Genomic DNA, 12,016 nt, shown 5'->3' with positions numbered 1-12,016 from the left:
GTCCCGGCGGCCGGCGTGCACGGCCGCCGGGCGACGCGCTGGCTGCTGGACCGGGCGGCGGCGGGCGAGCGGTGAACCCTGCGGCCCGCGACCGGCTCCGGGACGTGCGTCCCGGCGACCGGTGGCTGGTCGCCGTCGCCCACCCGGACGACGAGACGTTCGGCTGCGGTCGACCATCGCCCGGGCCGCCGGGCACGGCGCCGAGGTGACCGTGGCCTGCGCGACGCGAGGCGAGGCGGGCGAGGTCGAGCCGGACTTCCCGGCCGACGCCGACCTCGGGACGGTCCGGGAGGCGGAACTGCGCCGCGCCGCCGCGATTCTCGGTGTCGCACGCGTGGAGCTCCTGGGCTACCGGGACTCCGGGTTCGACGGCGGGCAGGCACCCGGATCGCTGTGCGCCGCCCCGGTCGCCGAGGTCGCCGAGGTCCTCGCCCGCCTGGTCGGGGAGATCGACCCCGCGGTCGTCGTCGTCCTCGACGGCAGCGACGGTCACCGCGACCACCTGCAGGTGCGGGGCGCTGTGCTCGCCGCGCTCGCGGCCACGCCCGTAGGGCCTGCGCTCTACGAGTCCTGCCTCCCCAACAGCCTGCTGCGCCGGTGGCTGGACGAGATGAGATCGGTGCGGCCGGACGCGGCCTACCACACCCTCGACCCGGCGAGGCTCGGCCGCAGGGACGACGAGATCACCCACGTCATCGACACCACCGACGTGCTCGCCCGGCGGGAAGCGGCCATCGCCGAGCACCGGTCGCAGACCTCGCCGTTCGACGGGCTCAGCGAGGGCCTGCGCCGGGCGTTTCTCGCCACCGACCACCTCGCGGAGGTCGTGCTCCCCTGCCACGGGGCGTGACGACCAGCCGCGCCGGCGTGCCCGCCCGCTGTATCCGCCCGGCCCGGCCGGCGCTCAACCTGTCAGCACGCGGCATGCTGCCGCACAGCCGACGCACTCAGGAGCGCGCCATGACCGTCCAGGACACCCGCACCGACGTCGTCCCCTCCCCGCGGTCCGCGACCGGCGACGCTGCCTGGGTCGAGCCGTGGCTCTGGTCGCGCAGCGCCCGTCCGCGCTCGGAGTACTGGGACGTCGAGAACGCGCGCTGGACCTCGCGGCGGGCGATTCCGGCCCCCCGGTCGGGCAGCTGACGGGTCAGGCGCCGCGGCGGCGGTGCAGCCGGGTGAGCGCCTCCTCCAGGAGGGCGTCCCCGTCGGCGTCGCTGCGCCGCTCCCGCACGTAGGCGAGGTGGGTCTTGTAGGGCTCGGTCCGCGGCGCCGGCGGCGGGTTCTGCTCGTCCTGCCCGGCCGGCAGGCCGCAGCGGGGGCAGTCCCACAGTTCGGGGACGTCGGCGTCGCTGGCGAAGGCGACACGGGTCTCGTGCCGGTTGGCGCACCAGAACGGGATCCGGTTCCGCGGAGCGGCCTCTCCGCGCTCGGCCTCACCCATCGGTCCTGCGCCGACCCGGGTGCCCCGGATCGCGTTGCCACCAGCCACGAGCGCCCCCTGCATCGGGTACGGGATGTGCGGCTGACGACCGCCGCGCGGGCAGTCTAGGGCCTGGGCAGGCGATATTCGGTCACGATTTCGCGGGGTTTCGCGCCCGCATCCCGAGTGCTTCAGACCTTCAGCAGGATGCCCAGGCCGATGATGCAGACGGTCCAGATGGCCGCGGTGAACACCGTGAGGCGGTTCAGGTTCTTCTCGACCACGGCGGAGCCGCTCAGCGAGGACGAGGTGGCGCCGCCGAACATCGAGGACAGACCGCCGCCCTTGCCGCGGTGCAGGAGGATCAGCACCACGAGGAGCGTGCTGGTGATCACCAGCAGCACGTTGAGGACCAGCTCGACCATGACTTCTCCAGGCTCGCAGACCGGCGACGGGCACCGGTTCTCTCCATCGAGACTAACCGACGCTCACCGCACGCCGGCGGTGGCGAGGTCGTAGCCGCTGAAGGGCTGCATCACCACGCCGTTGTGCAGGCGCTGCCCTGCGACCAGCTGCGCGCGGTTCTCGGCCAGCGGCACGTAGACCGACGACGCCCCCACCGTCGTGGCGATCTCCCGCCAGACTCCGACGTCCCCGGAGGCGCGCGCCTGGTCGACCAGCGCGTCCACCGCCGGATCGGCCAGCCGGGCGTAGTTCGTGTTGCCCACCTGCCGGACGCTGCGGCTGTCGACCAGCGGGGCGAGGAAGGAGCCGGGGGTCGGGAAGTCCGCCGTCCAGGTGGCCAGCACCATCCCGTAGCCGTTGGCGGCGACGTTGTCCGGGTTGCCGACGTCCGTGGCGTAGAAGGTGGTCGCCCCCAGCGGACGGACCTCCACCTCGACGCCGATCTCCCCGAGCTGGGCGGCGATCTCGTCAGCGACCTGGACGCTGCTCGGCGTGTCGGCGACCGCCAGCACGGTCGAGAAGCCGTCGGGCTGCCCGCACGCCTCCAGCGAGGCCCGCGCGCCGTCGCGGTCGGGCTCCGGGTCGGTCTCGTCCGGGCCGCCGTCGAGGCCGCGCGGCCAGAGCTGGGAGCGGCGCACGACGTCCTCCGGGCCGCCGAGGACCTCCTGCACCGCACGCCTGTCGATCGCCGCGGCGACGGCCGCCCGGCAGTCCGCGTTGTCCATCGGCGCCACCACGGTCGGCAGCGCGAGCAGGCGGAGCGCTCCGGTGGTGACGTCGTCCACCCGGTCCCGGACGGGATGGTCCTCGTCGACGGCGAGCCGGGCCGTCGTCGGGGCCTGCACGCCGGTGCCGGACATGTCGACGTCGGCGGAGCCGGCCAGCAGGGCCTGGTCGCGCTCCACGCCGCTCAGCCCGGTCCGGACGACGACCTGGTCGGGCAGCGCGGTGCGGACGTCGTCGGTAGCCGGGTCCCACTCGGGGTTGCGGTCCAGCAGGATCCCCGTGACGGGATCCACCGAGGTGATCGCGTACGGACCGGAGGCGACGGGGTCGGCGCCGTAGTCCCCGCGCGTGTCGGCCTCCGGCGGCACCGGGCTGCTGGACGGCAGTGCCAGGACGTACCGGAGGTCCGACTGCGGAGCCCGCAGCCGGAAGACGATCGTGCGCTCGTCGGGGGTCTCGATCGCGGTGAGGTCCGGGTCGTCCTCCTCGGTGGAGTACGGCCCGGGGTAGGGATTGGCCGGGTCGTCCAGCAGGTCGACGACGTAGGTGGGCCCGCCGACGACGACGTCGGAGGCGAAGGAGCGCTGGATGCCGTACTTGACGTCCTGCGCCGTGATCGGCCGGCCGTTCTCGAAGCGGACGCCCTCGCGGAGGGTGAACGTCCAGCTGAGGCCGTCGTCGGAGGGCGTCCCGAGGTCGGTCGCCAGGTCCGGCACCAGCTGGTCGGTCTTCCCCGGCTCGGTGCTGTAGGTGACCAGCGTGCGGGTGTAGAGCCGCATCAGGTTCCAGACGCCCGGCAGGTAGGAGCGCTGCGGGTCGAGGCTGTCGATGTCGGCGGAGACCACTCGCAGGGTGCCCCCGGATTCCGAGGACGGCGCCCGGATCCCGCTGACCGCGGCGCCGGGCTCCCCCTCGACGACGGGGACGTCCGCCCGGCCGCCGGAACCGCCGGCGCAGCTGACGGCGATGACCACCACCAGGACCACGACCGCCGCGGCGGCGAGCATCCGCCGGCGCGGCCGGTCCCGCGCCCAGGCGGGAAGACGCCGGTTCAGCCGTTCGAGCGTGTTCTCCACAGCCTGCTGTTCCGCCCCCGGTTGTGCGGCCGGCGACGGTCAGCGGCGGTCAGCTGCCGTCGGCGGCGATCCGACAGATCTCTGCGAACTCGTCGGCGTCCAGGCTGGCACCACCGACGAGCGCGCCGTCGACGTCCGGCCCGGCCAGGATGCCGGCCGTGCTCGAGGCCTTCACCGACCCGCCGTAAAGGATACGTACGGAAGCGGCCGACTCCGGACCGTGACGCTCGGCGAGCCGCGCCCGCAGTGCACCGCACACCTCTTGCGCGTCCTCCGGGGTGGCCACCTCGCCGGTGCCGATCGCCCAGACGGGCTCGTAGGCGATCACCACCGACACCATCTGCTCGGTGGTCAGTCCCTCCAGCGACGCGTCGAGCTGGGTGGTGCAGTAGGACACGTGCTCGCCGGCCTGGCGGACGTCAAGCCCCTCCCCCACGCACACGATCGGCGTGATCCCGTGCCGCAGCGCCGCCTGGGCCTTCGCCGCCACCAACGCGTCGTCCTCGCCGTGGATCGCGCGCCGCTCGGAGTGGCCGACGGTGACGTACTGGCAGGCCAGGGCGGCGAGCATCGCGCCGCTCACGTCACCGGTGTAGGCACCGGAGTCCTGCGCGGACAGGTCCTGCGCGCCGTAGCCGACGGAGAGCTTGTCACCGGTCACCAGCGTCTGGACGCTCCGCAGCGCCGTGAACGGCGGGAGGACGACGACGTCCGCGGTGTCGAGCACCGTCTCCGGGATGGTGAAGGCAAGCTTCTGCACCAGGCCGATGGCCTCCAGGTGCGTCATGTTCATCTTCCAGTTGCCGGCGATCAGCGTGCGCCGGTCCCCGCCCTGGAAGGCGCCCCGCCGCGGCTCGGCGCGGTCCTTGCGAGCCATGAACCTCAACCTCTCAGCCGGCCAGCACGGCGAGGCCCGGGAGTTCCCGGCCCTCGAGGTACTCCAGCGACGCGCCGCCGCCGGTGCTGATGTGCCCGTAGCTGGCCTCGTCGAGCCCCAGCTGCCGGACCGCGGCGGCGGAGTCCCCACCGCCCACCACGGAGAGCCCGTCGACGGCGGCGACCGCGGCGGCGACGCCGCGGGTGCCCTCCTGGAAGGGGGCGAGCTCGAAGACGCCCATCGGCCCGTTCCAGAAGACCGTGCGGGCGTTCCCGAGCTCGGTGCCGAACAGCTCGACGGTGCGGGGCCCGACGTCGAGGCCCATCTGGCCGTCCGGGATCTGCTCGACCGGCACGATCGTGGTCTCCACGTCGGCGCTGAACTCCGGCGCGCAGACGACGTCGACCGGCAGCACGATGCGGTCGCCGGCCTCGGCCAGCAGCCGGCGGCAGGTGTCGACCTGGTCGGCCTCCAGCAGCGACTTCCCGACCCCGTGCCCCTGTGCGGCGAGGAACGTGAAGCACATGCCGCCGCCGACCAGCAGCCGGTCGACCTTCGGCAGCAGTGCCTCGATGACCGCCAGCTTGTCGCTGACCTTGGAACCGCCGAGGACGACCACGTAGGGCCGGTCCGGGTCGGTGGTCAGGCGGGTGAGCACCTCGAGCTCGCGGGCCACCAGCCGGCCGGCGTAGTGCGGCAGCCGCTCGGCCACGTCGAACACCGACGCGTGCTTGCGGTGCACGGCGCCGAACGCGTCGTCCACGAACACGTCGGCGAGGGCGGCCAGCCGGTCGGCCAGCTCGCCCCGCGCGGCGTCGTCCTTGGCCGTCTCGGCGGCCTCGAAGCGGACGTTCTCCAGCAGGAGGACGTCGCCGTCGCCGAGTGCCTCGGCCTTGGCGCGGGCGTCGTCGCCCGCGACGTCGGCGGCGAGCGGCACGTCCGTGCCGAGCAGCTCGCCCAGGCGCGCCGCGACCGGGGCCAGCGAGAACTGCGGGTCGGGCGCGCCCTTGGGCCGGCCGAGGTGCGCGGCGACGACCACCCGTGCGCCGGCGTCGCGGAGGGCCTGCAGCGTCGGCAGGCTGGCCCGGATCCGCCCGTCGTCGGTGATCCCGCCGGTGCCCTTGTCCAGGGGGACGTTCAGGTCGGTGCGCAGCAGGACGCGCCGGCCGGAGACGCCCTCGGAGATGAGGTCGTCGACGGAGCGCATCAGAGCGACTTGCCGACCATCGAGACGCAGTCGACGAGGCGGTTCGAGTAGCCCCACTCGTTGTCGTACCAGCCGAGGACCTTGACCATCGGGCCGAAGACCTTGGTCAGCTTCGCGTCGTAGATGCAGGACGACGGGTCGGTGACGATGTCGGAGGAGACGATCGGGGCGTCGGTGTAGGTGAGGTACTTGCCCAGCGGACCGGCGGCGGCCTCCCGGTAGGCGGCGTCGATCTCGTCGGCCGAGGCCTCGCGCGAGACCTGGACGGTGAGGTCGGTCGCCGAGCCGGTCGGGACGGGCACACGGATGGCGTAGCCGTCGAGCTTGCCCTTGAGCTCCGGGAGCACGAGGCCGATCGCCTTCGCGGCACCGGTGGAGGTCGGCACCATGTTGAGGGCGGCGGCACGGGCGCGGCGGAGGTCCTTGTGCGGCCCGTCCTGCAGGTTCTGGTCCGCGGTGTAGGCGTGGATCGTCGTCATCAGGCCGCGCTCGATGCCGAAGGCGTCGTTGAGGACCTTGGCGAGCGGGGCCAGGCAGTTCGTGGTGCAGGACGCGTTGCTGATGATCGTCTGCGAGCCGTCGTACAGGTTGTCGTTGACGCCCATGACGATCGTGATGTCGTCGTCGCTGGCCGGCGCGGAGATGATGACCTTCTTGGCCCCACCGGCGTCGACGTGCTTGCGGGCGTCGGCGGCCTTGGTGAAGAAGCCGGTCGACTCGATGACGACGTCGACGCCCAGGTCGCCCCACGGCAGGGCGGCGGGGTCCCGTTCCGACAGCACCTTCATGGTGTTGCCACCGATCTTGATGCCCTCGCCGTCGGCGGCCACGTCCTCCTTGAGGACGCCCAGGATGCTGTCGTACTTGAGCAGGTGGGCGAGCACCTCGTTGCTGGTGAGGTCGTTGACGGCCACGATCTCGATGTCCTGGCCGCTGGCGGCGGCCGCCCGCCAGAAGTTGCGGCCGATGCGGCCGAAGCCGTTGATGCCTACCCGGACCGTCACAGCAGCCTCCACGTGGATCAGGGGCCGCGCGTAGGGGGATGCGGCCTCGCTCGCGGGAAACCCTATCGGTCTCGGGAGACCGCGGCTTCCGACGGTCGGCGGCCGACAGGCCCGTCGGGCTCGACGATGATCAGGTGACCTGATCGTCAGTGGTCCTGCCTCAGTGTCGACCGTGAGCCAGGACCCCTGGAGGTGAGCCAGGACGTCGGCAGCCCTCGAAACCGACCTGCGCCTACGGGTTACTGAGCCAGCATGTCGTCGGTGACGACGGATTCCGTGTCGGGGATGCCGAGGTCCTTGGCGCGCTTGTCGGCCATCGCTAGGAGACGCCGTATGCGACCGGCGACGGCGTCCTTGGTCATCGGGGGGTCGGCGCGCTGGCCGAGCTCCTCCAGCGACGCCTGACCGAACTCCAGGCGCAGCCGGCCGGCCACCAGCAGGTGCTCGGGGGCGTCGTTGGCCAGGATCTCCAGCGCCCGCTCGACGCGGGCGCTCGCCGCGACGGCGGCCCGGGCCGAGCGGCGGAGGTTGGCGTCGTCGAAGTTGGCCAGGCGGTTGGCGGTGGCCCGGACCTCGCGGCGCATCCGCCGCTCCTCCCACGCGAGGACGGCGTCGTGCGCGCCCATGCGGGTGAGGAGGGCGCTGATGGCATCGCCGTCCCGGATGACGACCCGATCGGCGCCGCGGACCTCGCGGGCCTTGGCGGGGATGCCGAGCCGGCGGGCGGCGCCGACGAGCGCCATCGCCGCCTCCGGGCCGGGGCAGGTGACCTCGAGGGAGGAGGACCGGCCGGGCTCGGTGAGCGAGCCGTGGGCGAGGAAGGCGCCGCGCCAGGCGGCCTCGGCGTCGTTGATGCCGCCGGAGACGACCGCGGGTGGCAGACCGCGGACGGGGCGGCCGCGCTGGTCGACCAGGCCGGTCTGACGGGCCAGGCCTTCACCGTGCTTGGCGATGCGGACCAGGTAGCGCACCCCGCGGCGGATGTTGCCGCCGGCGAGCACGCTGACGCCGCTGGTGTAGCCGTAGACCTCGCTGATGTCGCGGCGCAGACGTCGGGCCACCGAACCGGTGTCGAGCTCGGCCTCGATGACCACCCGGCCACCCACGATGTGCAGGCCACCCGAGAAGCGCAGCAGCGCGGTGACCTCCGCCTTGCGCTCGGAGGTCTTGGTGCACTCGACCCGTGAGAGCTCGTCCTTGACCATTGCGGTCATCGCCATGTGCGGCGTCCCCTTCCCCCTCGTACCGACGGCCACGGAACGACGACGGTTGCCATCAGTTCCGATACCCGATCGGACACCCGTACTCCTTCACCGCGCGCCGGCCACGGAGGCCAGCGCGGCAGCCAGTCGCTCGGGATCGTGCCGTGGCGAACCGTCCGGCTCCGCGACCGGAGCGAGCACGAGCTCAGCGCCGAGTTCACGTACCGCAGAAAGGAGACCACGGCGGTCAACCACCGAATCAGCATCGGCGATCACCGTGTGCAACGCCACTCCGCCCAGATGTGCCTGCAAGACGCTGAGATGCTCCTCCGGCGAGAACCCGTCCGTCTCGCCTGGCTGCGGTTCCAGATTGAGCACCACGACCACCCGGGCCTGCGTCGCGGCCAGTGCGGCCCGCAACTTCGGCACGAGCAGATGCGGCAGTACAGAGGTGTACCAGGATCCCGGGCCGAGCGAGACCACGTCCGCCGTCGCGATGGCGTCGAGCACCGCCTGATGGACCGGCGGATCGTGCGGGGAGACGAGGATCTCCCTGACGTGACCGGGCGTCGCGGCGATGGCGACCTGACCGCGGATCGTGCGGGTCCGCGCGGGGTCGTCCGGGTCGGTGGTCTCCACACGGGCGACCAGGTCGAGCGGGACGTCGGCCATCGGCAGCACGCGGCCGCTGCAGCCCAGCAGCTGCCCGAGCTCGCCGAGCGCCCGGACGGTGTCGCCGCCGTGCATCTCGGCCAGGCCGGTGAGCATCAGGTTGCCGACCGGGTGGCCGGCGAGGACGCCGGTGCCGCCCAGCCGGTGCTGCAGCAGGGCCGCGAGCTCCTGCCCCTGGGCGCCGTCGCCGGCCAGGGCGGCCAGGGCCATGCGGAGGTCGCCCGGTGGCAGGACCGGCATCTCCCGCCGGATCCGGCCGGAGCTGCCGCCGTCGTCGGCGACGGTCACCACCGCCGTCAGCTCGGTCGTCAGGCGGCGCCACGCCGCCAGGGCGGCGGCGAGGCCGTGGCCGCCGCCGAAGGCGACGACCCGCGGTGCCTGCACGCCCACTACTCGCGACCCAGGTCGCGATGACGGGCGGCCGCGGCCACGCCCTCGGCCTTGAGGCGGCGGGCGAACTCCTCCGCGATCGCCACGCTGCGGTGCTTGCCGCCCGTGCAGCCGACGGCGAGGGTCAGGTACCGCTTGCCCTCGCGCTGGTAGCCGGGGACCAGCAGCCGGAGGACGTCGACGTAGCGGTCGAGGAACGCCGCGGCGTCCGGCTGCCCGAGGACGTAGTCGCGCACGTCCGCGTCCCGCCCGGTGTGCGGCCGGAGCTCGGGGATCCAGTGCGGATTCGGCAGGAACCGGGCGTCGACGACGAGGTCGGCGTCCAGCGGGAGGCCGTACTTGAACCCGAAGCTCATGACCGTCGCGGTGAGCGGCGGGGTCTGCCCGTCGCGGGCGAAGGCGTTCTCCAGCGTGGCGCGCAACTGGTGGATGTTGAGGTCGCTGGTGTCCACCCACAGATCGGCGTCGCCGGCGATCCCGGTGAGCAGCCCCCGCTCGGCCGCGATGCCGTCGGTGAGGGTCCCGGAGCCCTGCAGCGGGTGTTCCCGCCGGTTGGACTCGTACCGTCGCACCAGGACCTCGTCGCGGGCGTGCACGTAGACGACGCGCGGGCGGTGCCCGGCCTCGGCGAGCACCCGGATCGCCTCCTGGAGATCGCTGGAGAAGGCCCGGCTGCGGACGTCGACCACGGCGGCGAACCGGCGGAGATCCCCGCGGGCGCCGAGCCGCACCATCGGCAGCAGCAGCGCCGGAGGCAGGTTGTCGACGACGAACCAGCCGAGGTCCTCGAGCACCCGGCCGGCGCTGTTCTTGCCGGCCCCCGAGAGGCCGGTGACGACCACGACCTCCAGCGGGGCGGTCTCGGTCGTCGTCGGGTCGAGCCCGGGCGCGACGTCGCTCTGCGGACCGGCCGGCCCGTCCCCGGTGCCGACGGTCACGAAGCCACCCGGCCGACCTCGGCGGTCTCACCGGCACCGTCGCGGGGAGTGCCCCGCTCGGCCGGACCCTGGGGCGCCGTCGTCGACTCCGTGGCGGGTGAGGAGTCCGCCGCCGCCCCGGCGGGGTCGGCCGGCTCGGCGATGGCGGCCTGTACGGCCTCCGCCGTCCGGCGCCCGATCCCGGGCACCTGCATGAGCTCCTCGATCGAGGCGGCACGGAGCCGCTTCAGCGAGCCGAACTGCTTCATGAGGGCCTTCCGCCGCGTGTCCCCGAGGCCGGGGACGTCGTCCAGGAGCGACACCAGCATGCTGGTCGAGCGCTTCTGCCGGTGATACGTGATGGCGAAGCGGTGCGCCTCGTCGCGCACCCGCTGGAGCAGGTAGAGCGCCTCGGAGGTGCGTGGCAGGATCACCGGGTCGGAGTCCCCCGGGAGCCACACCTCCTCCATGCGCTTGGCGAGGCCGCACACGGCGACGTCGGTGATCCCCAGCTCGGTGAGGGACCTGCTCGCGGCCGCAACCTGCGGCGCACCGCCGTCCACCACGAGCAGGTTCGGCGGGTAGGCGAACCGCCGGGGCCGGCCGTCCTCGGCGGCGACGCCCTGCTCGTCGCGCCGGTCGGCCTCCTCCTGCAGGTGGCGGGCGAACCGGCGGCGGACGACCTCGGCCATCGCGGCGGTGTCGTCGGTTCCGTGGGTGACGGAGAACCGGCGGTAGTCGGACTTCTTCGCGAGCCCGTCCTCGAACACCACCATGCTGGCCACGACGTTCGTGCCCTGGACGTGCGAGACGTCGATGCACTCGATCCGCAGCGGGGCGTCCGGCAGCTCCAGCGCCTCCTGGAGCTCGGCGAGGGCGAGCGAGCGGGCGGTGAGGTCGCTGGACCGCTTCACCCGGTGCCGCGCGAACGCCTCCTTCGCGTTGCGCTCCACGGTCTCCAGCAGGCTGCGCTTGTCGCCGCGCTGGGGCACCCGCAGCGACACCCGGCCGCCGCGCAGCTCCTCCAGCAGTTCGGTGTAGACGTCGGCGTCCTCCGGCAGCTCGGGGACGAGCACCTCGCGCGGCACGGTCTCCCCCGCCTCGCCCACGCCGGTCTGCTCGTCGACGCCGCCGTAGACCTGCAGCAGGAACTGCTCGACGAGCTCGCCGGTGGTGACCGCCTCGACCTTGTCGACGATCCAGCCGCGCTGCCCGCGGACCCGCCCACCGCGGACGTGGAAGACCTGGACCGCGGCCTCGAGCTCGTCCTGCGCGAAGGCGACGACGTCGGCGTCCGTGCCGTCCCCGAGGACGACGGCCTGCTTCTCCATCGCCCGCTTGAGGGCGCCGAGGTCGTCGCGGAGGCGGGCGGCCTTCTCGAACTCCAGGGCCTCGGACGCCGCGGCCATCTCCCGCTCGAGGCGCTTCACCATCGACTCGGTCCTGCCGGCCATGAAGTCGCAGAAGTCCTCGACGATCCGGCGGTGCTCGTCGGCGTCGACCCGGCCCACGCAGGGGGCGGCGCACTTGCCGATGTAGCCCAGCAGGCAGGGGCGGCCGATCTGGCCGGCCCGCTTGAAGACACCGTTGGAACAGGTGCGCGCCGGGAAGACGCGGGTGAGGGTGTCGAGGGTCTCGCGGATCGCCCAGGCGTGGGCGTAGGGACCGAAGTAGCGGACGCCCTTGCGCTTCGGCCCACGCATCACCTGGAGGCGCGGGTACTCCTCGTTCAGGGTGACCGCGAGGCTCGGATAGCTCTTGTCGTCGCGGTAGCGGACGTTGAACCGCGGATCGAACTCCTTGATCCAGTTGTACTCGAGCTGGAGCGCCTCGACCTCGGTGCCGACGACCGTCCACTCGACGCCCGCCGCGGTCGTCACCATCTGGCGGGTGCGCGGGTGGAGACCGGCCACGTCGGCGAAGTAGCTGTTCAGGCGCTGCCGGAGGCTCTTGGCCTTGCCGACGTAGATGACCCGGCCGTTGGGGTCGCGGAATCGGTACACCCCGGGCGATTCGGGGATGCTGCCGACCGCCGGGCGGTACGTCGACGGGTCGGCCAT

General features: G+C 73.2%; 13 protein-coding genes. 3 read left to right on the top strand and 10 right to left on the bottom strand.

Going from position 1 to position 12,016, the window contains the following annotated elements:
* The 3 genes from E4P40_RS28515 to E4P40_RS09345 all read left to right on the top strand — a co-directional run.
* A partial coding sequence (locus E4P40_RS28515; RefSeq protein WP_209305238.1) for a hypothetical protein occupies positions 1–209 on the top strand: 209 nt, incomplete at its 5' end.
* A 2-nt stretch (positions 210–211) separates the two neighbouring features.
* Positions 212–850: a PIG-L family deacetylase gene (locus tag E4P40_RS09350; protein ID WP_245160228.1), complete on the top strand. Its 639-nt coding sequence runs from the start codon at positions 212–214 to the stop codon at positions 848–850.
* A 110-nt stretch (positions 851–960) separates the two neighbouring features.
* Positions 961–1,143 (top strand): hypothetical protein, encoded by a 183-nt coding sequence (locus E4P40_RS09345; RefSeq protein WP_135158400.1) that lies wholly within the window; start codon positions 961–963, stop codon positions 1,141–1,143.
* 4 nt (positions 1,144–1,147) lie between these two features.
* On the opposite strand, the gene E4P40_RS09340 is transcribed toward E4P40_RS09345, so the two are convergent.
* From E4P40_RS09340 to uvrC, 10 genes are all read right to left on the bottom strand, one after another.
* A complete protein-coding gene (locus E4P40_RS09340) occupies positions 1,148–1,489 on the bottom strand; it encodes an RNA polymerase-binding protein RbpA (protein WP_135158399.1) in 342 nt (113 codons plus the stop codon).
* Positions 1,490–1,611: 122 nt separating this feature from the next.
* A complete protein-coding gene (secG, locus tag E4P40_RS09335) occupies positions 1,612–1,845 on the bottom strand; it encodes a preprotein translocase subunit SecG (protein ID WP_135158398.1) in 234 nt (77 codons plus the stop codon).
* A gap of 63 nt (positions 1,846–1,908) precedes the next feature.
* Positions 1,909–3,687 (bottom strand): ABC transporter substrate-binding protein, encoded by a 1,779-nt coding sequence (locus E4P40_RS09330; RefSeq protein ID WP_245160227.1) that lies wholly within the window; start codon positions 3,685–3,687, stop codon positions 1,909–1,911.
* A gap of 49 nt (positions 3,688–3,736) precedes the next feature.
* Positions 3,737–4,564 carry a triose-phosphate isomerase gene (tpiA, locus tag E4P40_RS09325; RefSeq protein WP_135158397.1) on the bottom strand — a complete coding sequence of 276 codons (828 nt, stop codon included), beginning with the start codon at positions 4,562–4,564 and terminating at the stop codon, positions 3,737–3,739.
* A gap of 13 nt (positions 4,565–4,577) precedes the next feature.
* On the bottom strand, positions 4,578–5,771 hold the full coding sequence (locus E4P40_RS09320) for a phosphoglycerate kinase (protein WP_135158396.1): 1,194 nt from the start codon (positions 5,769–5,771) through the stop codon (positions 4,578–4,580).
* Entirely contained in the window at positions 5,771–6,775 is a 1,005-nt protein-coding gene (gap, locus tag E4P40_RS09315) for a type I glyceraldehyde-3-phosphate dehydrogenase (protein ID WP_135158395.1), read from the bottom strand. Before gap ends, E4P40_RS09320 begins: the two co-directional genes overlap by 1 nt.
* A 239-nt stretch (positions 6,776–7,014) precedes the next feature.
* Entirely contained in the window at positions 7,015–7,995 is a 981-nt protein-coding gene (gene whiA, locus E4P40_RS09310; protein WP_092201032.1) for a DNA-binding protein WhiA, read from the bottom strand.
* Between the two features lie 90 nt (positions 7,996–8,085).
* On the bottom strand, positions 8,086–9,033 hold the full coding sequence (gene yvcK, locus E4P40_RS09305) for a uridine diphosphate-N-acetylglucosamine-binding protein YvcK (protein WP_245160226.1): 948 nt from the start codon (positions 9,031–9,033) through the stop codon (positions 8,086–8,088).
* Positions 9,034–9,038: 5 nt separating this feature from the next.
* Positions 9,039–9,977 carry an RNase adapter RapZ gene (gene rapZ / locus E4P40_RS09300; RefSeq protein WP_135158394.1) on the bottom strand — a complete coding sequence of 313 codons (939 nt, stop codon included), beginning with the start codon at positions 9,975–9,977 and terminating at the stop codon, positions 9,039–9,041.
* Positions 9,974–12,016, bottom strand: a complete 2,043-nt coding sequence (gene uvrC / locus E4P40_RS09295; RefSeq protein ID WP_135158393.1) for an excinuclease ABC subunit UvrC — start codon at positions 12,014–12,016, stop codon at positions 9,974–9,976. Before uvrC ends, rapZ begins: the two co-directional genes overlap by 4 nt.

Source organism: Blastococcus sp. CT_GayMR20 (genome assembly GCF_004570345.1).
The sequence above is the reverse complement of the archived record's forward strand: the minus strand, read 5'-3'. Positions and strand labels throughout refer to the sequence as shown.